Origin of the sequence: Gordonia insulae (assembly GCF_003855095.1) — a bacterium.
In the GTDB taxonomy this organism is placed as follows: Bacteria; Actinomycetota; Actinomycetes; order Mycobacteriales; family Mycobacteriaceae; genus Gordonia; species Gordonia insulae.
In genome coordinates this window covers 1,642,968-1,664,168 of sequence record NZ_CP033972.1, presented here as the reverse complement: position 1 = coordinate 1,664,168, position 21,201 = coordinate 1,642,968, and the positions used below count along the sequence as shown (strand labels likewise).

20 protein-coding genes are annotated in these 21,201 nt (G+C 68.9%); 11 read left to right on the top strand and 9 right to left on the bottom strand.

Annotation, left to right across the window (positions count from 1 at the left end; translation table 11 throughout):
* The first annotated feature begins 33 nt into the window (after positions 1-33).
* From D7316_RS07545 to D7316_RS07535, 3 genes are all read left to right on the top strand, one after another.
* Positions 34-843: a hypothetical protein gene (locus D7316_RS07545; protein ID WP_124707736.1), complete on the top strand. Its 810-nt coding sequence runs from the start codon at positions 34-36 to the stop codon at positions 841-843.
* A 110-nt stretch (positions 844-953) separates the two neighbouring features.
* A complete protein-coding gene (shbA, locus tag D7316_RS07540) occupies positions 954-1,541 on the top strand; it encodes an RNA polymerase sigma factor ShbA (protein ID WP_124707735.1) in 588 nt (195 codons plus the stop codon).
* Positions 1,525-2,499 carry an anti-sigma-D factor RsdA gene (locus D7316_RS07535; RefSeq protein WP_124707734.1) on the top strand — a complete coding sequence of 325 codons (975 nt, stop codon included), beginning with the start codon at positions 1,525-1,527 and terminating at the stop codon, positions 2,497-2,499. Before shbA ends, D7316_RS07535 begins: the two co-directional genes overlap by 17 nt.
* Positions 2,500-2,605: 106 nt before the next feature.
* Here the strand turns inward: D7316_RS07535 and D7316_RS07530 are convergent, their stop codons facing one another.
* Positions 2,606-2,995 (bottom strand): DUF5319 domain-containing protein, encoded by a 390-nt coding sequence (locus D7316_RS07530; RefSeq protein ID WP_124707733.1) that lies wholly within the window; start codon positions 2,993-2,995, stop codon positions 2,606-2,608.
* 130 nt (positions 2,996-3,125) lie between these two features.
* Here D7316_RS07530 and guaB point away from each other — a divergent pair, with 130 nt between their 5' ends.
* Together guaB and D7316_RS07520 are read left to right on the top strand one after the other, a co-directional pair.
* Positions 3,126-4,637, top strand: a complete 1,512-nt coding sequence (gene guaB, locus D7316_RS07525) for an IMP dehydrogenase (protein WP_124707732.1) — start codon at positions 3,126-3,128, stop codon at positions 4,635-4,637.
* A gap of 71 nt (positions 4,638-4,708) precedes the next feature.
* Positions 4,709-5,866 (top strand): GuaB3 family IMP dehydrogenase-related protein, encoded by a 1,158-nt coding sequence (locus D7316_RS07520; protein ID WP_124707731.1) that lies wholly within the window; start codon positions 4,709-4,711, stop codon positions 5,864-5,866.
* Positions 5,867-5,872: 6 nt separating this feature from the next.
* Here the strand turns inward: D7316_RS07520 and D7316_RS07515 are convergent, their stop codons facing one another.
* Genes D7316_RS07515 through D7316_RS07505 form a run of 3 tightly spaced genes read right to left on the bottom strand, consistent with a single transcriptional unit; the run spans position 5,873 to position 7,774 of the window.
* Positions 5,873-6,475, bottom strand: a complete 603-nt coding sequence (locus tag D7316_RS07515; protein ID WP_124707730.1) for an energy-coupling factor transporter transmembrane component T family protein — start codon at positions 6,473-6,475, stop codon at positions 5,873-5,875.
* Positions 6,472-7,146 (bottom strand): energy-coupling factor ABC transporter ATP-binding protein, encoded by a 675-nt coding sequence (locus D7316_RS07510; protein ID WP_124707729.1) that lies wholly within the window; start codon positions 7,144-7,146, stop codon positions 6,472-6,474. Before D7316_RS07510 ends, D7316_RS07515 begins: the two co-directional genes overlap by 4 nt.
* Positions 7,147-7,162: 16 nt before the next feature.
* Entirely contained in the window at positions 7,163-7,774 is a 612-nt protein-coding gene (locus D7316_RS07505) for a biotin transporter BioY (RefSeq protein WP_124707728.1), read from the bottom strand.
* 129 nt (positions 7,775-7,903) lie between these two features.
* Here D7316_RS07505 and guaA point away from each other — a divergent pair, with 129 nt between their 5' ends.
* Positions 7,904-9,535, top strand: a complete 1,632-nt coding sequence (gene guaA, locus D7316_RS07500; RefSeq protein WP_408609990.1) for a glutamine-hydrolyzing GMP synthase — start codon at positions 7,904-7,906, stop codon at positions 9,533-9,535.
* A gap of 33 nt (positions 9,536-9,568) precedes the next feature.
* On the opposite strand, the gene D7316_RS07495 is transcribed toward guaA, so the two are convergent.
* Together D7316_RS07495 and D7316_RS07490 are read right to left on the bottom strand one after the other, a co-directional pair.
* Complete coding sequence (locus D7316_RS07495; protein ID WP_124707727.1) at positions 9,569-9,778, bottom strand: hypothetical protein; 210 nt, start codon at positions 9,776-9,778, stop codon at positions 9,569-9,571.
* The gene (locus D7316_RS07490; RefSeq protein WP_124707726.1) at positions 9,775-11,160 is read right to left on the bottom strand and encodes a PspC domain-containing protein; all 1,386 of its coding nucleotides are present in this window, start codon (positions 11,158-11,160) and stop codon (positions 9,775-9,777) included. Before D7316_RS07490 ends, D7316_RS07495 begins: the two co-directional genes overlap by 4 nt.
* A gap of 111 nt (positions 11,161-11,271) precedes the next feature.
* Here D7316_RS07490 and D7316_RS07485 point away from each other — a divergent pair, with 111 nt between their 5' ends.
* The gene (locus D7316_RS07485; protein WP_408609989.1) at positions 11,272-12,540 is read left to right on the top strand and encodes a PspC domain-containing protein; all 1,269 of its coding nucleotides are present in this window, start codon (positions 11,272-11,274) and stop codon (positions 12,538-12,540) included.
* Positions 12,537-13,208: a response regulator gene (locus D7316_RS07480; protein ID WP_124707725.1), complete on the top strand. Its 672-nt coding sequence runs from the start codon at positions 12,537-12,539 to the stop codon at positions 13,206-13,208. The genes D7316_RS07485 and D7316_RS07480 overlap by 4 nt, the downstream gene beginning before the upstream one ends.
* A 32-nt stretch (positions 13,209-13,240) precedes the next feature.
* Here D7316_RS07480 and D7316_RS07475 read toward each other — a convergent pair whose 3' ends face one another.
* Positions 13,241-14,458 (bottom strand): serine/threonine-protein kinase, encoded by a 1,218-nt coding sequence (locus D7316_RS07475; RefSeq protein ID WP_124707724.1) that lies wholly within the window; start codon positions 14,456-14,458, stop codon positions 13,241-13,243.
* An 80-nt stretch (positions 14,459-14,538) separates the two neighbouring features.
* Between D7316_RS07475 and D7316_RS07470 the strand changes: the two genes are divergently transcribed.
* The 3 genes from D7316_RS07470 to D7316_RS07460 all read left to right on the top strand — a co-directional run bounded on the left by D7316_RS07470 (position 14,539) and on the right by D7316_RS07460 (position 18,130).
* The gene (locus D7316_RS07470; RefSeq protein WP_124707723.1) at positions 14,539-15,561 is read left to right on the top strand and encodes an Rv2578c family radical SAM protein; all 1,023 of its coding nucleotides are present in this window, start codon (positions 14,539-14,541) and stop codon (positions 15,559-15,561) included.
* Between the two features lie 152 nt (positions 15,562-15,713).
* Positions 15,714-16,520, top strand: a complete 807-nt coding sequence (locus D7316_RS07465; protein WP_408609988.1) for a hypothetical protein — start codon at positions 15,714-15,716, stop codon at positions 16,518-16,520.
* The gene (locus D7316_RS07460; protein ID WP_124707722.1) at positions 16,520-18,130 is read left to right on the top strand and encodes a DNA polymerase Y family protein; all 1,611 of its coding nucleotides are present in this window, start codon (positions 16,520-16,522) and stop codon (positions 18,128-18,130) included. Before D7316_RS07465 ends, D7316_RS07460 begins: the two co-directional genes overlap by 1 nt.
* A 17-nt stretch (positions 18,131-18,147) precedes the next feature.
* Here D7316_RS07460 and D7316_RS07455 read toward each other — a convergent pair whose 3' ends face one another.
* Positions 18,148-19,221, bottom strand: a complete 1,074-nt coding sequence (locus D7316_RS07455; RefSeq protein ID WP_124707721.1) for an alanine racemase — start codon at positions 19,219-19,221, stop codon at positions 18,148-18,150.
* Complete coding sequence (locus D7316_RS07450) at positions 19,218-21,173, bottom strand: SDR family oxidoreductase (protein WP_124707720.1); 1,956 nt, start codon at positions 21,171-21,173, stop codon at positions 19,218-19,220. Before D7316_RS07450 ends, D7316_RS07455 begins: the two co-directional genes overlap by 4 nt.
* Positions 21,174-21,201 lie beyond the last annotated feature (28 nt).

The window sequence follows — 21,201 nt, the reverse complement described above, 5'->3', positions numbered from 1 at the left end:
GTCTCTGAAATCACGGCAAAAATAGGGTCTGATATGGGCAAACGTGCGGATGGTTATGTGTGCTGGGCCCAGGCCGTCGAACTGGGAGGTATGGGTCACACTGCGCGTGCCCTGACGATTCTCACCGACGTCGGCCGCCGAGCGCGGGGTGCCGATGACGGCGTGCTGGTCTCGTTGGCGGGTTCGACGCGGGCGTCGTTGCTGCGGCAGGCGGGCCGGCATCGCGCCGCAGCGGGCATCGACGGGGCCGCACTGTCCGCGGTGCTCTCCGGGCAGGGGGATGCCGAACTCCCGGGCGCGGCGGAGTGGCATCGGGCGGCGGTCCTGGATGCGGTGGTCGGGCTGGCCGCGGATCACCTCGGTCGGCTACACCTCGCCGCTGCCGGTCGGCTGCTCGACCGGGCCCGCGCCGTGGTGGCCCCCGACGAGGGCCGGGCTGACGAGGGCCGGGCTGACGAGGGCTGGCTCGGTGGCCGGCGGCCGCGCCTGCGCATCGCCTGGGTGTCGGCGGAGTTGGCCATGTACGCGGGCGATCCCGCGAGGGCGACCGAGCACGCCCGGGAGGCGTCGGAGCTCGCGGCGGTCGACGGCACCCCGGAGCGTCACCGGGTGAAGACGATGCTCATCGCCGCCGCCGCAGCGGCGACCGCCGGCGATCCGGCGCGGGCGAACGGGCTCGCGACCGAGGTGACCCGCCGGGCGCGGGACGCGGCGCTGCTTCCTCTGGAGTGGGCCTCGCTGGCACTGCGTCAGGGGATCGATCCGGCAGATGCGCAGGTGGCGGGTGACCTCTCGCGAACTCGGGCCGGACTCATCCGCCGGGGCGTCCCGTTCGAACCATAGGTGACGTGAGTGGGTGATCCGACCGTCACCGGCCATCGCTAAGGTGACGTGGGGACAAAGCGCACTCGCAACACCACAACTCACATGTAACACGGGGATCTCAACTGACGATGAAACTGACGGGTGTTGAGCTGGACGAGGCCGTCCGTGCCGCGGGGCACGGCGATCGCGGCGCGCTCACATCAGTTCTCGAAAGTGTGCAGGACCCCATTCTGCGCTACTGCCGAGGGCGAATTGGAGTCGGAGAACGCCACCTGTTCTCCGCCGACGATATCGCGCAGGAGGCGTTGATGGCGGTGATGACAGCGCTGCCCCGGTACCAAGACCAGGGCAGGCCGTTCATGGCCTTTGTATATGGCATCGCTGCCCACAAGGTCGCCGACGCGATGAGGGTGGCGGGGAGGGTCAAGGCCGACCCGGTGGACACCCTGCCGGAGACGACCACCTTCACCGGGGGCCCGGAGCAGATGGCGCTCGACGCCGACGCCAGCCGTCGGATGCGCGCCCTGCTCACGATCCTGCCGGAGAAACAGCGTGAGGTACTGGTGCTGCGTCTGGTGGTCGGGCTCTCCGCAGAGGAGACGGCCGACGCGATCGGCAGCACCGCAGGCGCGGTCCGGGTGGCACAGCACAGGGCACTGGCCAAATTGAAAGACCAACTGAGGAAGGCAGGTGAGGTCGATGAACGACGAGCGTGATCTCGCCGAGCCCGGTTGGGACATGACCGAGCCGATCGACATGACATCGGTGCATGCCGACGACCGGTTCCTCGATGCGTTGTCGCAGGATCAGCCGGTACCGACGCAGGACGACACCGAATACCACCTGGCGGAGCTGTTGTCCGGCTGGCGCCACGACGTGGTGACCGAGCCGGTCCCGGACCTGCCGACCGTCGACGACGTCGAGACCGCCATCGCCGCCACCGAACGCGCACGTCGCGGCCGCGGCATCATCCGTCATCTGCGGGTCGCTTCGGGCGCCGCGGCGATCGTCGTGATCGCCGGCGCCGGCCTGACCGTGCTCGCCGAGGGCTCCTCGCCCGGTGACCCGCTCTGGGGCGTCAAGCGCGTCGTCTTCTCCGAGGCCGCGAGTCAGACCCAGGCGTCGATGGATGTGCAGTCGAATCTCGAGAAGGCAGAGGCCGCGGTGGCCGCGGGCGACACGGCTCAAGCCGCCGAGCTGATCGCGAAGGCCCAGAAGAACCTCGGTCCGGTCCGCGATGCGGACACCCGGGACCGCATGAACGCGTGGATCGAACGTCTCCGTGCGGACCCGGCCGTGTCGAAGGCGTCGTCGGCCGCGTCGTCGGCCGCGCGGTCGATACCCGGAAGCGTCGGTGGTGGCGGGACATCCGTCGATCCGTCGATCACCGATCCGGCGGCCCCGCCGCGCGATCTGCGCCGATCGGGCGTCGACGACAGGTCATCGGTCACCGTGCCGAATCCGCCGCCGCCGGTGACGTCCGACCCGCCGACGGATGCACGGACCGGAGAGCCGAGCACCATCGACACGCCGCCGCCGGTCACCCAGGTGCCGCCGACAACCGAACTGCCGCCGCCGACGACGGCCACGGCGACGTCGGTGCCCACCATCGATCCCCCGGAGACCATAGAGACGTTCCCGACGCTGACGACCACGTTGCCGCCGCTCGGCTGAACCGTCCCCTCCGGGAACCACCTCGACAGACGACGCGGGACGTATCGACATCGATACGTCCCGCGTCGTCTGTGACGTCAGTCGTTTGGTGGCTGGTGTGCGGCGACTATCGCTCGTCGTCGATGTGGCTGCGCGCATCCGCGTAGCCGCGGCAGTAATCCCAGGTGACATAGGCATCGGGGCGCGGATCGACGGCGGGCTCATGCGGACGGACCGTGCCGTCGATCAACAGCTGCAGAAGATTGGCCCGCAACATGTCCCAGTCGTGATAGTGGTCCTCGTGGCAGTCGTCGCAGACGACGACGAGACCGCGGATGCCGCGGTGGTGCAGTAATGCCTCGTAGACGGCGAGATCGGCGAGATCCTCCTCGACGGCCATCCGCTCGTTCTCATCGAGCGGGATGCCCGGTTCCACCGAGTCGAGAGCCGACGCCGGATCACTGGGATCGTCGGCGAACGGATCTGGCGGCAGGCCGGGTGGCAGGTGGTCACGCACACTTCCACGGTAACCGATGAACCGTCCGGGGTGGGTCGAGGACTCCACAGATCGCGGCGGCGCAGGGTACGGGTCGGCAAGTCATGCGGGGTGACCCTGAACACTGGCCCGGTGCCGATACCATGGAGAGATGACGCACGTTCGCACCGGTGGAGATGACCCCGGCAAGGTCGCGATGCTCGGCCTCACCTTCGACGACGTCCTGTTGCTGCCGTCGGCCTCCGACGTCATACCCAGCGACGCCGACACATCGTCGCGGGTGACCAAGAACATCACCCTCAAGGTGCCGCTTGTCAGTTCGGCGATGGACACCGTCACCGAGGCGCGGATGGCCATCGCCATGGCCCGCGCCGGCGGTATGGGGGTGTTGCACCGCAACCTGTCCATCGAGGACCAGGCCGGTCAGGTCGAGACCGTCAAGCGGTCCGAGGCCGGCATGGTCACCGACCCGGTGACGTGCACGCCGACGCACACCCTCGCCGAGGTCGACGCCATGTGCGCCCGGTACCGGATCTCCGGCCTGCCGGTGGTGGACGAGGTGGGCGAGCTCGTCGGCATCATCACCAACCGGGACATGCGCTTCGAGGTCGATCAGTCCCGTCCGGTCGTCGAGGTGATGACCAAGGCGCCGTTGATCACCGCGCAGGAGGGTGTGTCCGCGGAGGCCGCGCTCGGTCTGCTGCGACGCAACAAGATCGAGAAGCTGCCGATCGTCGACGGAAACGGCAAGCTCACCGGACTCATCACGGTAAAGGATTTCGTCAAGACCGAACAGCACCCGCTGGCGACCAAGGACGCCGACGGTCGACTGCTGGTCGGTGCCGCGGTCGGAACCGGTGACCCGCAGTGGGATCGCGCGATGGCACTCGCCGACGCGGGTGCCGACGTGATCATCGTGGACACCGCGCACGCCCACAACCGGCTGGTGCTCGACATGGTCGCCAAGCTCAAGGCCGAGGTCGGGGACCGGGCGCAGATCGTCGGCGGCAACGTCGCCACCCGGGAGGCGGCTCTCGCTCTGGTCGAGGCCGGCGCGGATGCGGTCAAGGTGGGCGTCGGACCGGGTTCGATCTGCACCACGCGGGTCGTCGCGGGGGTCGGCGCACCGCAGATCACCGCGATCCTCGAGGCGGTCGCGGTGTGCAAGCAGCACGACGTGCCGGTGATCGCCGACGGTGGCCTGCAGTACTCCGGTGACATCGCCAAGGCGCTGGCCGCCGGCGCGTCGACCGCCATGCTGGGTTCGTTGCTGGCCGGTACCGCGGAGGCGCCCGGTGATCTGATCCTGGTGAACGGCAAGCAGTTCAAGAGCTACCGCGGTATGGGTTCACTGGGTGCGATGCAGGGTCGCGGCCAAGGCAAGTCCTACTCCAAGGATCGCTACTTCCAGGACGACGTCCTCAAGGAGGAGAAGCTGGTCCCCGAAGGCATCGAGGGACGTGTCCCGTTCCGGGGTCCCCTCTCGCAGGTGATCCATCAGCTCGTCGGCGGGTTGCGGGCGGCGATGGGCTACACGGGCGCGTCGTCCATCACCGAACTGCATCAGGCACGGTTCGTCCAGATCACCGCGGCCGGCCTCAAGGAATCCCATCCGCACGACATCACGCTCACCGCAGAGGCGCCGAACTACTATTCCCGCTGAAGCACGTTCGATCCCGGATCGTCCTGGTCTCATCGACCTGCGATCAGTTCACGTAGCAGAAAGGCGCAACGGTGCGTGACCTCGTCGACATCGGTATGGGTCGTACAGCCCGCCGGACGTTCGAACTCGATGACATCAGTATCGTCCCGTCCCGTCGGACCCGGTCGTCCAAGGACGTGTCCACGGCGTGGCAGATCGATGCCTATCGGTTCGAGTCCCCGATCCTCAGCCATCCCACCGACGCACTCGTGTCGCCGCAGATGGCCATCTCTCTCGGCAAGCTCGGTGCGCTCGGTGTCATCAACGGTGAGGGTCTCTGGGCGCGTCACCGTGACGTCGACGCGAAGATCGCCGAACTGATCCGCGTCGCGACCGAGGATCCGGACCCGACCGCCGCGATTCGCCATCTGCAGCAACTCCATTCGGCTCCGCTCGACACCGGGTTGCTGCGCGAGGCAGTCACCACGGTGCGCGAGGCGGGGGTCACGACCGCCGTTCGCGTGAGCCCGCAGCATGCGCCGGAGCTGACACCCGCGCTGCTGGAGGCGGGGGTCGAGCTGCTGGTGGTGCACGGCACCATCATCTCCGCCGAGCATGTCGCCCAGGTCGACGCCGACGGTACGGCGCGGGAACCGTTGAACCTCAAGACCTTCATCGCCGATCTCGACATCCCGGTCATCGCCGGCGGCGTGCACGATCACCGGACCGCGCTGCACCTCATGCGCACCGGCGCCGCGGGCGTGATCGTCGGCTACGGCTCGGCGGCCGGCGCGACGACGACCGGTGAGGTGCTCGGGATCGGCGTGCCGATGGCCACCGCGATCGCCGACGCCGCGGCGGCGCGGCGCGAGTATCTCGACGAGACCGGCGGCCGGTACGTGCACGTCATCGCCGACGGTGACATCCACACGTCCGGCGACCTCGCGAAGGCGATCGCCTGCGGTGCCGATGCGGCGGTCCTGGGTACCCCGCTCGCCGCCGCGGCCGAGGCCCCCGGCCGGGGCTGGTACTGGCCGTCGGCGGCCGCACACCCGGACACTCCGCGGGGCGCGCTACTGCAGATCGCGACCGAGGAGGATCGTCCGAGTCTGGAATGCATCCTGTCGGGACCGTCGCAGGATGCGTTCGGCGAACTGAATCTGATCGGCGCGCTGCGCCGGGCGATGGCCAAGGCCGGCTACAGCGACCTCAAGGAGTTCCAGAAGGTGGGACTCTCGCTGCACGCCTGAGCGGGCTCAGTCGAGTCCGCGCGCGGTCAGGGTGTCGGCGAAACCGTCGGCGGTGCGGAGCGCGGCGAGGACCACCGGAGCCACGAGAATGCGTGGGCCGGGCCGTAATCCGCGTGCCTGTCGTGCTTCGTCGACCTGACGGACGATCTCCACCATGAGTGGGATCGTGCGGATCGCCAACGCGAGTGCGATCGCGATGAGGTCGGTCGGGAAGCCGAAGCGCCGCAGCGGCCCGAGCGCCCGGGTGATGGTGTCGAGCATGTCGGTGGTCCGCGTGGTGAGCGTGACGACGGCGGCCAGCGCCACCGACAGCGCGAGCACCCCGCAGACGATCAGGGCCCGGTGCCAGTCGGTGAACACCACCTGGAAAACGAAGATCAGCAACAGGACCCACCGCATCGGCCGCAGTTGCCGCCACGCGGTGACGGGTCCGATGCCGGCGAGCGCGTAGACGGCCGCGACGCCGACGACCGCGATTCCGAGTGCCGTGAGCGAGCGCACCGCGAGCGAGATCACCAGGATCACGACGCCCAGGCCGATGAGTTTCACACCGGGCGGCAACCGGTGCAGCACGGTGTTGCCGGGGCGGTACACGCCGAGTGCGCTCATGCCATCATCCGGCGGTACTGGGCCAGCGCCACGGTCGGGATGTCGTCGGCGACCACGCGGCCCTCGTCCATGACGATGACGCGGTCGAAATCGTCGACGAGATCGAGGTCATGGGTCACCACGACGAGTTGCTCGTCCAGGGTCGCCAGCACGCGGCGCAACATACGACTGTTGCGCAGATCGAGGAGGGTCGTCGGTTCGTCGGCCACCACGATGGCCGGTTCGGTGACGAAGATCGACGCCAATGCCAGCAACTGCTTCTGCCCGCCCGACAGGCGCTGTGCGGGATGGTCGGCGTGGTCGGCCAACCCGAACCGCGACAGGACCGTCCGCGCCCGCGCCGCGCGTTCGGTCTTCGTGAGCGGGGTCCGGGTGAGGGAGAGTTCGATGTCCTCGATGACCGTCGGCATGATGATCTGCCGGTCGGGGTCGGAGAAGATGAAACCGACCTGCCTGCGGACCTGTCGTTTGTGTCGGGCCGCGTCGACGCCGTTGACGATGACCGTTCCCGAGTCGGGTGTGACGAGTGCGTTGATCAGCCGCGCCAGGGTGGATTTCCCGCTGCCGTTGGCGCCGACGATGCCGATCCGGTTCTCGGCCAGCGTCATGGTGATGTCGCGCAGGACGATCCGGCCGTCGTAGGCATGGCCGACGTCGCGGAACTCGATCATCCCGGCGTCCGGTCGGTCAAGCCGTCGCCGTGGATCGGCGCAATCGCAGCGGGGTGATCAGACCGGGCCAGCCGCGGTGGACCTGTGCGGCGACGAGCGCGGTGACGACGGCCTTGACGGCGTCGCCGATCACGAACGTGCCGTTGGTCGCGACGGCCGCCCACAGGGTCATGTCCGAGCGGATCATCAGCCCGATCGAGCCACACGCATAGAGGACCACCATGCCGCCGAGCAGGTTGATCACGATTCCCCAGAGGACGCGGTAGCGCGGCATCATCATCGCCGTGAGCAGGCCGATGACGATCACGGCCGGCAGGAATCCGATGAAGAACCCGGCGGTCGGCGACGACAACGCGGTCACCCCGGTGCGCCCACCCGACAGGATCGGCAGCCCGGCGATCGCCAGCACCATGAAGATGCCCACCGCGAGGGTGCCCTTCTTGGGGCCGAGGACCGCGCCGGCGAGCATGACGCCGAGCGACTGGAAGGTGATCGGCACCCCCGCCGAGCCGATGTTGATCGTCCCGGGAAGGCCGAGCGCCGCGATCAGCGCAGCGAACACCGCCGCCTGCGTGAGGTCGGCGACGCTCAGTGACCAGGGATTTCTGTGTGCTGTCGTGGTGTCCATCGCGATTGGCCAGTATTCCACGCAGGAGGAACGGAGCGAAGACCGAGGTCGGCTGTCGGGCTCGGGACCCTGGGCCCGACCGGCGCCGCGCGGACCGCACCCGGGACGCGGGCCATTAGACTCGTCGAGGTGACAGATTCTTCTGCTGAGTCCGGCGCCACGCCGAGTGCTCCCGCCTCGAACAGTCCGCTCGACTTCGACGGTCCGCGACCGGTACTCGTCATCGACTTCGGCGCGCAGTATGCGCAACTGATCGCCCGGCGGGTCCGTGAGGCCCGCATCTTCTCCGAGGTGATCGCCCACGACGCCTCGATCGCCGAGATCGAGGCCAAGCGGCCGGTGGCCGTGATCTTGTCCGGTGGTCCGGCGTCGGTGTACGCCGAGGACGCCCCGGGGCTCGATCCGCGGCTGCTCGACCTCGGCGTACCGGTCTTCGGTATCTGCTACGGATTCCAGGCGATGGCCAAGGAACTCGGCGGCGTGGTGGCGAACACCGGGGGCCGTGAGTTCGGCCGGACCACGTTGACGGTCAACGGCGACGGCGTGCTGCATCAGGGTCTGACCGAGACGCAGCCGGTCTGGATGAGCCACAACGATGCGGTGCAGACCGCGCCGGAGGGGTTCACCGTGACCGGCTCGACGCCGGGCGCGGTGGTCGCGGCGTTCGAATGCGTCGACCGGCGGATGGCTGGCGTGCAGTACCACCCCGAGGTCCTGCACACGCCGCACGGCCAGCAGATCCTGACGCGGTTCCTCTACGAGGTCGCCGGTCTCGAGGCCACGTGGACACCGGCCAACATCGCCGACCAGCTGATCGACGCCGTCGCCGATCAGATCGGTGACGGCCTCGCGATCTGTGGACTGTCCGGTGGTGTGGACTCTGCGGTGGCCGCGGCGCTGGTCCAGCGCGCCATCGGTGACCGCCTGACGTGCGTGTTCGTCGACCACGGACTGTTGCGCGCCGGGGAGCGTGAGCAGGTGCAGCACGACTTCGTCGGTGCCACGGGTGCGCGTCTGGTGACGGTGGATGCCGCGGACACCTTCCTGCGCGAGTTGTCGGGGGTCAGTGACCCGGAGACCAAGCGCAAGATCATCGGCCGCGAGTTCATCCGCTCGTTCGAGGGCGCGGTGACCGACGTCCTCGGCGACCACGCCTCCGACGGCGAGAAGGTCGAGTTCCTGGTGCAGGGCACCCTGTATCCCGACGTCGTCGAATCCGGCGGCGGCAGCGGTACCGCGAACATCAAGAGCCACCACAATGTCGGCGGTCTGCCCGACGATCTCGAGTTCGACCTCGTCGAGCCGCTGCGTCTGCTGTTCAAGGACGAGGTCCGTGCGGTGGGCCGTGAGCTCGGCCTGCCGGAGGAGATCGTCGGGCGTCAGCCGTTCCCGGGCCCGGGTCTGGCCATCCGGATCGTCGGCGAGGTCACCGCGGACCGACTCGCGATGCTGCGCAAGGCCGACCTGATCGCTCGTGAGGAACTGACCGCGGCCGGGCTCGACGGTCAGATCTGGCAGTGCCCGGTGGTGCTGCTCGCCGACGTGCGCAGTGTGGGCGTGCAGGGTGACGGACGCACCTACGGCCATCCCATCGTGCTGCGACCGGTCTCGAGCGAGGATGCGATGACCGCGGATTGGACGCGCGTGCCCTACGAGGTGCTCGAGGTGATCTCGACCCGCATCACCAACGAGGTGCCCGACGTCAACCGTGTGGTCCTCGACGTCACGAGCAAACCGCCGGGCACCATCGAGTGGGAGTGATCGGCTCCCCGTCGGATGCCGTCACGTCGGGAGCTACCGCCGCGACGACCGCGCGCCGGTGAGGATCAGGATCAGGCCGACCACCAGGCCGCCCGCGACCGCGATCCAGCCGAGATGGGCGGCGGACATGAGGTCGGGTTCGCCGACGGCTCCCCAGCCCGCGACCAACAGGGCGACGATGCCGAGGACGACGAGTCCGGGGGAGCGGTGACGGGCGTCGTGGCCGGTCGTGTCCGTGCTCATCGAGCCACCTCCACATGTCCGATGTTGGTTCGTGCGTCGACGGTGAGGACCGGGCCGTCGGTGCCGTCACGGCCACCGTCCAAGCCGGCCGGGCAGACGTAATCGCCTATGCCGGAATCGCATTCGGCCCGAACGTTCATGTTCTGGTCGACCAGTACCTGAATCTCGCCGATTCCGTTCTCGAGGCGGACCGTGCGGTCGGCGGTGAGGTCGACGTCGCGCAGATCCAGCACCATCTTGCCCACGGTCAGGGTGTAGTCGCTCTTGATGTCGTTCTCGCTGAGCGGTTTCCAGTTCCGCTCGCCGATGCCGCCGGACGGGAATCCGTCCAGACTGCCGATCGTGGTGGTCGCGACGACGGCGACGCCCAGCGCGAGTGCGACGGGGACCAGGCCCGAGCTGTGTCCACCGGCGCGCCTGCGCCGCAGGCCCGCATAGATCAGACCGATCCCCACCACTGCGAGCGACATCGACAGGACGCGGGCCGGGGTGAACCAGTCGACACCGATCTGGTGCAATGCGGCGCCGGTCGCACCGACGATGACCGCGAGGCCGATCACGATGAGGGTCAACGGGGATCGACGCTCGGTCGGGTCGACCGGAGTGTGGTCGGGTGCGGGTTCGGGCAGATCCCAGGCGAACTGCGCAGCACCGAGCGGATCCCAGGACGGCGGTGTGCGGTGCATCGACTCCGTCGGCATCCCCGCCGTGGCCGTCGACTCCGACGGGATGGCCGACGGGACGGGATTGTCGGGCGACATCGGCTGTGGCGTCGGCGGATGTGCGGTTCCCGGCCAGGCCGACGTCCCGGGCACCGACGACGACATCGTCGAGGCGACAGTGGGATTCATCATCGACCGGGGAATCCACGGTTGCAGGGCGTCACCGGTCGGGCCGGTGCCCGCGGGGGCCTGCCGATGCGTGTCGACACTGGTACCCGCCGGCGGCTCGGGGGTGCGTTGATAGAGCAGCCACCATCCCACCAGCATCAGCGCGGCGCCGAGCAGCCCGCCGGAACTCCAGGTGCTGTTCGGCCCGAATGACGTCACCACGATGATCGCCAACACGATCAGCAGGATGAACTGGGGATTGCGGTGCTTGCGGTGACGCATCGAGCGATGCCCGAGCGTGGCGTCGCCGTGCCGGATCGACCCGAGTTCGTCGTTGGACCGGTCCTCGCTCGGCGTGGCCACCCATGCCGCGATGTAGAGGACGAGGCCGCTGCCGCCGAACAGGGTCGACACCACGAAGGCGATCTTCACCAAGGTCGGATCCACCCGATAGCGGGCTCCGATGCCTGCACACACACCCGCGACCGTCCGCTGCCGGTTCGGCCGGATCGGCCGGGTCGCCCACATCCCTTCGAACTGCTTCGTGTCCATGGTCCCCATCCTGGCGACCCGAAGCGGCTCGCACATCGGGGGATGACCCTGAGAACGTCCCTGATGTGCATCGAGGGGTCGTCGTGCCACTATCGAGGTGTGAGTAGTGGTGTGCCTGTGCCCGCATCACCGGCCCCGTCCTCCGAGACGCCGCGGCTGGTGCGGCGCGACGGCGGCCGGGTCATCGCCGGTGTCGCCGGTGGTGTCGCCGATCACCTGGGTGTCGACGCCTTCCGGGTCCGAGTCGTGTTCATGGTGCTCGCCGCGCTCGCCGGAGCCGGGGTGCTCGCCTACGGACTGCTGTGGTTCTTCTGTCCGCCCGGCCATGACACCGCGCCGCCCGCACCGGGTGAGCGCCGCCAGGCCTACGGACTCGCGATCGTGGGTCTGGTCGCGATGTCGGTCGTCGGCTTCGCCGCATCCGGGACGCCGGCCGCCTACCTCGTCCCGTTCGTGTTCGTCATCGTCGGGGCGAGTCTGGTGTGGCGGGAGTTCGACACCTCCCGCGTCTCACCACGGACACCGGTACTGACCTGGACCCGGTTGATCGGCGGTGCCCTGTTGGTGATCGGTGGCCTGGTGGTCATCGTGCTCGCCGGTAACCAGAACTTCGGTGGACTGTCGACCACCCTGCTGGCCGTCGTCGCCACCCTGATCGGTGTCGTGCTGCTGACCATCCCGCTGTGGATGCGGATGTGGCGCGCGTTGAACGAGGAACGCGCGGCCCGCATCCGCAACGCCGAGCGCGAGGAGATCGCCTCCCACCTGCACGACTCGGTGCTGCAGACGCTCGCGTTGATCCAGAAGCAGGCCGGTCAGCCGGAGGAGGTCGCGCGGCTGGCCCGGAGTCAGGAACGTGAGCTACGCGGCTGGTTGTTCGGTGACCCCGCGCAGCGGGCGGGATCGTTGTCGGCGAGCCTGCAGGGCGTCGGTGCCGAGGTCGAGGACGACTATCGCATCGAGGTCGACGTGATCACCGTCGGTGACCTGCGCCCGGACGACGAACCCGCAGCCGAACGACGCCGGTGGGCCGCCCTGGTGGGCGCGACGCGTGAAGCACTGATCAACGCCGCCAAGCATTCCGGGGAGCGCAAGGTCGACGTCTACGGTGAGGTGACCGAGGACGGGGTCGAGGTGTTCGTCCGTGATCGCGGCGTCGGGTTCGAACTCGATCTCGTCGACGACGACCGGCAGGGGATCGCCCGATCCATCCGGGCCAGGATGCAGCGTGCGGGCGGGGACGCCGTGGTCGACTCCACGCCCGGACGTGGGACCAACGTACGGCTCACCATGCCGCGCGGCGAGCTCGCCAGAGGCGAGCGTGACGTCGAGTCCGTTGCGCCGGGCGAACATTCACGTACAGGGGAAGGACATCGATGACAGACGCGGCGCCCTGCCGGATCTTTCTCGTCGACGACCACGCGGTGTTCCGGTCCGGCGTCCGCGCCGAGTTGGCGTCCGAGCCGGGTCTCCTCGTGGCCGGTGAGGCGGGCACCGTGGCCGAGGCGGTGGAGGGCATCGTGCGCCTGCGGCCCGACGTCGTCCTCCTCGACGTGCACATGCCGTCCGGCGGCGGGGTCGCCGTGCTGCGCGGGGTGACCGACACGATGGCCGGCGACGACGCCCCGGTCTTCTTGGCGCTCAGCGTGTCCGACGCCGCCGAGGATGTGATCGCGACGATCCGTGCCGGCGCCCGCGGCTACGTGACCAAGACGATCGACGGTGCCGAACTCGCCGACGCCGTCCGTCGGGTGGCCGACGGCGATGCGGTGTTCAGTCCGCGGCTCGCCGGTTTCGTCCTCGACTCGTTCACCGGTCGGTCCTCGGCGCCCGAGCCGCCACTGGATCCCGAGCTCGATTCGCTGACCAAACGAGAACTCGAGGTGTTGCGCCTGCTGGCGCGCGGTTACACCTATCGGGAGATCGCCGAGGAACTGTTCATCTCCATCAAGACGGTCGAGACGCACGCGTCGAACGTGTTGCGCAAGACCCAGCAGTCCAACCGGAATGCACTGACCCGTTGGGCGGCGACCCGGCACATCGGCTGACACCGACTCCGGTGATCAGCTCACGGTGGCGATCAGCTCACGAGGGCGATCACCAGGATCACGACGGCGGCGAGCACCGCGACGGCGGCGAGGATCGAGAGCGCCAGAGTCGTCGGCGATGTGGTGGATCCGCTCGTGGCGCGCGGGCCGGACACGAGCGTCGCCGGGGACGATTCGGACGATTCGGCGGCTCCTGCCGGTGCCTGCGGGCGTGATGCCCGCGGCGGCGGGGCGGGGCGCGCCGGGTTCGACGGTCCGGGGCCGCCGACCGGGAGGTGGGTGCCCGTCGACGTGGTCCGCGTCGGGCGCGGAGTCCGCTGGACCCAGAGGGGCACGCCGCCATCGGATGTGGTGAGGGGGCTGGTCAACACCTGATGTGTCGACCCGCGATCCCCGGCCGCGACCCGGGCGAGCAGATCGCGGGCCTGCGCCATCGACGGTCGTTTCGCCGGACTGGGTTCGAGCAGTCTCAACAACACCGGCGCCAGTGCGCCGGACTTGGTCATCGGGTTGATCTGCGCGCGAGCGACCTTGTGCAGCAACACCAGTGAGTCGTCGTCGACGCCGAACGGGGGTTGGCCCTCGACGATCGTGTACACGGTGGCGCCCAGTGAATAGACATCCGACGCCTCGCCCGGCTCGGCACCCCGGGCGACCTCGGGGGCGAAATAGGCCGGGGTGCCGGTGATCACGCCGGCCTTGGTGAGGCTGACGTCGTCCTTCGCCCGGGAGATGCCGAAGTCGGTGATCTTGACGAGCCCGGCGTTGCGCCCGGTGGTGGTGATCAGGATGTTGCCGGGCTTGATGTCGCGGTGGACGATGCCGGCGGTGTGGGCCTCGGCCATCGCATCGGCCACCTGGGCGCCGATCTGGGCTGCCTGCTGTACGCCGAGAGTTCCTGTGGCGTGCAGGATCTGGGCGACACTGCGGGACGGGAGGTACTCCATCACGAGCCAGGGCTCACCGCTGTCGAGTGCGACGTCGTGCATCGCGATCGCATTGCGATGGGCGAGTTTCGCGGCGATCCGGCCTTCGCGCATCGCGCGCTTGCGGACGTTGTCGGCGGTCTCGTCGCTCAGTCCCTCGGTGGAGATCACCTGCTTGACGGCGACGTCGCGGTCGAACAGCTGATCGCGGGCCAGCCACACTGTGCCCATGCCGCCACCGCCGATGCGCGAGCGCAGTCGGTAGCGCCCGGCGACCAGGTATTGCGGCCCTGGTGTGCGGTAGCCATCGCGGGTGGTCGACATAGGCTGCATGATAGTCGGGTGCGACGTCGTGGGGTGCGGCACGCTTGACACGCGCATCGCACATATGTTCGACTCTGTGCATGCGGTGGTCCGACCAGGGGGTCGAGGTCGACGACGGCGCTCTGCCCGGCCTGGGAAAGGCGGGGCTGGTGCGCTCGGTGCAGACCCCCGACTTCGAAGGTGTCACCTTTCACGAGGTTCTCGCCAAGAGTGCGCTCAACGCGGTACCGGATGGCGCGAATCTCCCGTTTCGCTTCACCGTCAACACCTTTCGTGGATGCACCCATGCGTGCCGGTACTGTTTCGCGAGGCCGACGCATGAGTATCTGGATCTGGACGCGGGCCGTGACTTCGACAGCCAGGTGGTGGTCAAGCTCAATGTCGCGGCGGTGCTGCGCAAGGAACTGCGACGGCGGTCGTGGAACCGCGACACCGTGGCCCTGGGGACCAACACCGACCCGTATCAGCGGGCCGAGGGTCGCTACCGGCTGATGCCGGGGGTGATCGGTGCGTTGGCGGAGTCCGCGACACCCTTCTCCATCCTCACCAAGGGCACGTTGTTGCGGCGGGATCTGCCGTTGTTGCGGCAGGCGGCGCAGAAGGTCCCGGTGAGCATCGCGATCTCGCTGGCGTTCCACGACGCCGAGCTGCAGAAGGCGGTGGAGCCGGGTACGCCGTCGCCGAAGGCCCGGCTGGACCTGATCCGTGCGGTGTCCGATGCGGGGTTCGCACCCCACGTGATGGTCGCGCCGGTGATTCCCTATCTGACCGATTCCTCCGCCCATCTCGAGGGTCTGCTGGCGTCGCTGGCCGATGCGGGTGCGGCCGGGGTGACCGCGTTCCCGATGCATCTGCGTGGCGCAACCAAGTCCTGGTTCATGGATTGGCTCGCCGAGCAGCACCCCGCGTTGGTGCGCCGGTATCGCGGACTCTACGGCCGCGGTGCCTACGTGACGCCCGAGTACTCGGCATGGCTGCGTGATCGGATGCGACCGCTGGTGGAGCGTCACGGACTGGCCGGCGCACAGGGTCTCCGCGGCGCGGAGAGTGCCGTCGAACCCGTCGCGAAGCCCGAGTTGCAGCAGGCGCTCACGCTGTTCTGATCGGCGCGTCGGCTGTCCTCATCGGCGCGTCCACCTCCTGCGTTGACGGTTGTCGGTGGCCCGTCCTACTATCGGATCAATCGAAAACATGTTCGAACAGCTTGCTCCTTCCCGGCGCGCTGATTGCGGAAAGTCGCTGGTCAGGAGGATGCATGGGTACATCAGTCGATGCCGTTGCCGGCGGTGAGGGCACCATCGGGAACAGCCCCGGGAGCACCGTTGCGGGCAATGATCTGGCACGTCTGCGTCGTCAGATCGCCGCGATGTCCGGCCGACCGGATCGGCACGCCGTCGAGGTGGCCGATCGGTCGGTCGACGTGCTGCCGGTCCCGGACGCGCTGGCCTCGTTGCTGCCCGGTCGCGGGTTGGCGCGGGGAAGCGTGGTCACGGTCTCCGGCGCCCGGTCGATCCTGCTGTCGATGATCGCGTCGGTGAGCGGTGCGGGCGGTCAGGTGGGGATCGTGGGCATGCCGCAGCTCAATCTCGGTGCGGTCGTCGAACTGGGTGGCGATCTGACCCGGATCGCCACGGTGCCCGATCCGGGGGTCGATCCGGTCGAGGTGGCCGGGGTACTGCTCGACGGTATGGATCTCGTGGTGCTGGGACTGCGGGGCATCTCGGTGCCGCCCTCCCGCACCCGGGTGGTGATGGGCCGGGTGCGCAAGCAGTTGTCCACCCTCATGACGACCGGTGGGACCTGGCCGGGGGCGCAGTTGCGGATGGATGCCGAGGTGGTGACCTACCGCCATCTGCCCGGCGACGCCGCCTCCGCCGACCTCACCGCGGCCCGGGTGGGCTTCGGCAGGATCGGCGGGATGTCGCTGCGGGTGTCCGTCGCCGACCGCGGACATCGTCGGGAGACCGCCGAGATCGATGTGGTGGCAGGTGATCACGGCTCCGGCAGCCGGGTGGGGCTGGTGCCGTCACGGCGGCGGCCCGATCTGGCGGTGGCGAACTGATGGCCGCGCCGATCACCGAACCCGTCGCCTCCGCAGCCGGACGAGTGCTCGCGCTGTGGTGCCCGGATTGGCCGGCGACCGCGGCGGCGATCGCCGGCGACCTCCCACCTCAGCATCCGATCGCCGTGGTGCACGCCAATCGTGTGATCGCGTGCTCGGCGCCGGCCCGCGGTGCCGGGGTACGTCGGGGAATGCGGAAACGGCAGGCGCAGTCCGCCTGCCCGGAGATGACCGTGATGACCACCGACGATCATCGCGACGGCCGGGTCTTCGAGCCGGTGGTGACGGTGGTGGCCGATCTGGTGCCGGTCGTGGAGGTGTTGCGGCCGGGTCTGCTGGTGGTGCCGTCGGGCAATGCGACCCGCTACTTCGGCGGGGAGGAGGTGTTGGCGGAGAAGCTGATCGACGCGGTGGCCGCCTCCGGGGTGGAGGTGCAGGTGGGTGTGGCCGACGAACTGTTCACCGCGGTGTTGGCCGCCCGGCAGGGCAGCCATGTGACACCCGGCGAGGATGCCGCCTATCTGGCCGGACGGCCGATCGCCGACCTCGCCATCGAACCGAGCCTGAGCGACCCGACCCGGATGGAGTTGGTGGATCTCCTCCGCCGACTGGGGATCTCGACGATCGGGGCGTTCGCGGACATGTCGGTGCGTGATGTGGCCACCCGCTTCTCCGCCGACGCGGTCGTCGCGCACCGACTGGCCAACGCCGTTCCCGGCCGCCCCCCGTCCGGACAGTTGGCCACGGCCGATCTGGTGATCGAGCATCTCTGCGACCCGCCGATCGATCGCGTCGACTCCGCGGCCTTTCTCGGGCGACGGTTGGCCGACGAGCTGGCCCGACGACTGGCTGCCGCATCGGCGGCCTGCACCCGACTCACCGTGGAGGCGGTCACCGAGCGCGGCCAGCGGCATGCCCGCACCTGGCGATGTGCTCAGCCGCTGACCCCGGAGGCGACCGCAGACCGGATTCGATGGCAACTCGAGGGGTGGCTGACCGGAGGCCGGGCTGGTGCCGAGGACCGGCCGGATTCGCCGATCAGCATGCTCCGGCTCGAGCCGATCGAGGTCGCCGCCGCCGGGACATTGCAATACTCATTGAGCGGCAACGGTTTACCCGACGATCCCGAGGTGGGTGAGCGTGCCCGCAGATCGTTGGTGCGGGTTCAGGGACTGCTCGGTGGGGATGCCGTACAACTGCCGATCCCCAGTGGTGGCCGTCGCCCGGGAGATCGGATCACGATGGTGGCCCTCGGCGACGAACGGATCCCGGCACGGGACCCGGATGCGCCGTGGCCGGGCAGGCTCCCGCAGCCGACGCCGGCGGTTCTGCTCGACACCCCGATCCAGCTCCTGGACCTGACGGGGCAACCGGTGGAGGTCACCGCGCGCGGTGGCTTCACCACCGAGCCGACCACGGTGCGGATGGAGCGCAACGGCACCGAACGAGGGTCATGGGAACTGCGGTGGTGGGCCGGCCCGTGGCCCACCGGCATCGATGACACCGCCGACGGTGTCATCGCGTGCGCGCAGGTCCTGCTGGACGATTCACGGGCGTTGTTGCTGCGGTATCGCGCACGGACCTGGGTGGTAGAGGGAGTCTACGAATGAGCCTCCGGTCGTCGAGGTCAGGAGTTCGCGCCGCGCGCGATCACCGGCCATCGCACCGACGTCCCGTCCGCGGCCTCCGCGTACAGATGGTCGACCAGGTTGACCGCCGTGCACACGTGATTGGGCACCACTCGCACACGTGCGCCGAGTTCGGGAATCGCGTCGTCATCCCGCGGGTAGTCGATCACCGCATGATGCTCCGACAGCGAGGTGATCCTCGCATCCGGTGCGTCGAGCAGGCGCCCGAAGCCCGACGTCCACGGCGGACGATCGGCGCCCAGGATCTTGCTGCCCGTGTCGGCCACGATGCGTCGACCGGTCCGGTGCACCACGGTGCCGACCGCACACAACGCGACCGCATCGAGATCGCAGGAGCCGAGTTCGACCTGCTGGGCATCGTTGAACGGATACACTCCCGGCCGGATCTCGGTGAGGGCCTCGGTCCCCGCGAACTCGATCGTCGGGGTGGAACCGCCGCTGCGAACGACCGGGTCGATACCGTTGTCCCGCAGCCGATCGGCGGCACGGGAGATCGCCGCCACCTCGTTGTCGGCCGCCCTGCGGCGTGCGTCGCCGGGACCGTAACCATGTCCCGGGAAGGTGAACAGCCCCACCACCCGCAACCCGGATTCGACTGCGGTGCGGGCGATCACGCCCGCCTGATCCGGGTCCACACCGGTGCGGTGCTGTCCGGAATCGACCTCGACGACGACCTCGAGGTCAACGTCGGCGGTCTCTGCGGCCAGCCGGCGGGCGCCGTCGACGGAATCGATCGCCACGCGCAGCCGGATGCGGTCGGCCAGCGCTCGCAGGCGAGCGCCCTTGTGTTCGGTGACCCACAGCGGATAGGCGATGAACAGGTCGCGACGACCGGTCAGAGCTGCGTCGGCGAAGGCCTCCGCCTCGCCGATCGTGGCGACCGTCAGGCCGACGGCGCCGGCGTCGAGCTGGAGCTGCGCGATCTGGGCGCACTTGTGGGTCTTGGCGTGAGGGCGCAGCTGGAGATCGGTCGCACGGGCCCGCGCGGCGGTCGCGCCGATGTTGGTGTCGAGACGTGCGACATCGACCGTGAGGAACGGGGTGTCGGTCATGCGTCCGGACCGGCGCCGGTCGAGGGTCCGGGGTCCCCGGACTTGCCGAGCGCCGCCGCCGACTCACCGAACACCAGATACTCCTGGTGAAGGATCCGGGTGGTCAGTCGGGGTGTGATCCGATGCCCGAGTTCGGCCAGCGCGCCGACCGGGGAGCCGACCTGCCGGGGACGGTCCAGGATGCCGTGCAATACCCGCGACGCCGCCTTGTCCACACCCCACACCCCGGCCTGGTTCTCGTAGGCCTCGGTGGGCGCGATCATCCGGGTGCGGACCAGTGGCAGGCGCACATTGGTGAAGGTGACGTGGTCGGAGAGGGTCTCGGAGCGGGTGACGTCGCTGAACGCCTCGAGTGCGGCCTTGGACGCGGAGTAGGCACCGAACCGTGCCACACGCGACTGCACCGCCATCGACGTCACGTTGACGATGTGACCCGACTGGCGCTCCACCATGTGGGGGAGCAGCCCCAGGATGAGGGCGACCGCACCGAAGTAGTTCACGGCCATCAGTCGCTGGTAGTCGTGCAGCCGATCGGTCGAGTTGATGGTCGCCCGACGGATCGAGCGCCCGGCGTTGTTGACCAGGACGTCGACGTGGTCGTGTTCGGCGAGAACGGTTTTGATCAGTCGATTGACCGACTCCTGGTCGGTGATGTCGCACTGGTAGGCGTGCGCCCGACCCGGCGGTACGCCGTCCTTGCTCGCGGTCGCGTTCAGTTCGGCGACCGCGGCGTCGAGGCCGTCGGCGTTGCGGGCGACGATGATGACGTTCGCACCACGCGCGACACACATACGGGCGGTGGCCTTGCCGATCCCGCTGGAGCCACCGGTGATCAGGACGTTCTTGCCCACCAGCGGTCCGCGTGGGTCCCGGCGACGATGCCGGGCCGGATCGAGGTGCTCGGCCCAGTACGCCCACAGGCGTGGGCCGTAGTCATCGAGGTCCGGCAACGTGATGCCGTGATCGCGCAGTGCCGCGACGGTGAGATCCGATCGGAAATCGACGGTCAGGGCGACGGTGTCCAGCAATGCCGGCGGAATACCCTGCTGGGCGGCGACGAGATCGCGACCCACGCGCAACGGTCCGGTGCCCGCGAGTTTCAGCAGCGGCTCCACGACGGCATTGGGGATGACGTTACGGCCATGTGGCCCATGGAATCCCGGTGCGATGGCGTTGTACATACCGGTGATGCTCCGGCGCCGTGGGTCGGCCAGATGGTGGACGACGCCGCTGCGGCCCGGATCGTCGGCGCACAGCGCCACGATCGCAGAGGCGACGTAGTCGACCGGGACGATGTTGGTCGCGCCGAGGTCGGGCATGGGCAGTGGAAGCGCGGAGGGCAGGTGGCCGAGTAACTTCAGGTGACCGAAGAAGTAATACGGGCCGTCGACCTTGTCCATCTCGCCGGTGTGCGAGTCGCCGACCACGATCGACGGGCGGTATACCCGCCACCGCAGTCCCTCTCGCTCCCGGACGACCTTCTCGGCCTCGAACTTGGTGCGGTGGTAGGGCGACGGAAACCCCTGCCCCTTGTCGAAGTCGTCCTCGGTGAATGTGCCGCGATGGTCCCCGGCGACCGCGATCGAGGAGACGTGATGCATCATCGCGCCGACAGTCAGTGCGAAGTCGGCGACGCGCGCGGTGCCCTCCACGTTGGCCGCCTGTTGCGAATCGGCATCAGCGGTCATGTCGTAGATGGCGGCGAGATGGATGACGTGGTCGATGTCGGGGAGTGCGGAGGCGTCCACGCCCAGACCGGGCGCGGTGAGATCTCCGACGAGCGGTGTCACCTTGCCGGTGGCGTTCATCGCGGACAGTGATTCGCTGAAGCCCGGTAGCGTCCGCCCGCGCACGAGGGCGAAGATCTGGGCGTCGGGTTCGACGGTGAGAAGACGCTCGATGACCCGGTGGCCGATGAATCCGCTACCGCCGGTGATGAAGTAGGTCGTCATGACTGTGGTGTCCGATCCTCTGGCGTGA

Coding starts and splice junctions, on each gene's coding strand:
- D7316_RS07505 (WP_124707728.1), bottom strand. CDS start 7,774: ATGGACACCACGACAGCACACAGAAATCCCTGGTCACTGAGCGTCGCC.
- D7316_RS07545 (WP_124707736.1), top strand. CDS start 34: ATGGGCAAACGTGCGGATGGTTATGTGTGCTGGGCCCAGGCCGTCGAA.
- D7316_RS07490 (WP_124707726.1), bottom strand. CDS start 11,160: ATGGACACGAAGCAGTTCGAAGGGATGTGGGCGACCCGGCCGATCCGG.
- shbA (WP_124707735.1), top strand. CDS start 954: ATGAAACTGACGGGTGTTGAGCTGGACGAGGCCGTCCGTGCCGCGGGG.
- D7316_RS07495 (WP_124707727.1), bottom strand. CDS start 9,778: ATGAGCACGGACACGACCGGCCACGACGCCCGTCACCGCTCCCCCGGA.
- guaB (WP_124707732.1), top strand. CDS start 3,126: ATGACGCACGTTCGCACCGGTGGAGATGACCCCGGCAAGGTCGCGATG.
- D7316_RS07450 (WP_124707720.1), bottom strand. CDS start 21,173: ATGACGACCTACTTCATCACCGGCGGTAGCGGATTCATCGGCCACCGG.
- D7316_RS07480 (WP_124707725.1), top strand. CDS start 12,537: ATGACAGACGCGGCGCCCTGCCGGATCTTTCTCGTCGACGACCACGCG.
- D7316_RS07535 (WP_124707734.1), top strand. CDS start 1,525: ATGAACGACGAGCGTGATCTCGCCGAGCCCGGTTGGGACATGACCGAG.
- D7316_RS07460 (WP_124707722.1), top strand. CDS start 16,520: ATGGCCGCGCCGATCACCGAACCCGTCGCCTCCGCAGCCGGACGAGTG.
- D7316_RS07465 (WP_408609988.1), top strand. CDS start 15,714: ATGGGTACATCAGTCGATGCCGTTGCCGGCGGTGAGGGCACCATCGGG.
- D7316_RS07515 (WP_124707730.1), bottom strand. CDS start 6,475: ATGAGCGCACTCGGCGTGTACCGCCCCGGCAACACCGTGCTGCACCGG.
- D7316_RS07475 (WP_124707724.1), bottom strand. CDS start 14,458: ATGTCGACCACCCGCGATGGCTACCGCACACCAGGGCCGCAATACCTG.
- D7316_RS07455 (WP_124707721.1), bottom strand. CDS start 19,221: ATGACCGACACCCCGTTCCTCACGGTCGATGTCGCACGTCTCGACACC.
- D7316_RS07470 (WP_124707723.1), top strand. CDS start 14,539: ATGCGGTGGTCCGACCAGGGGGTCGAGGTCGACGACGGCGCTCTGCCC.
- D7316_RS07510 (WP_124707729.1), bottom strand. CDS start 7,146: ATGATCGAGTTCCGCGACGTCGGCCATGCCTACGACGGCCGGATCGTC.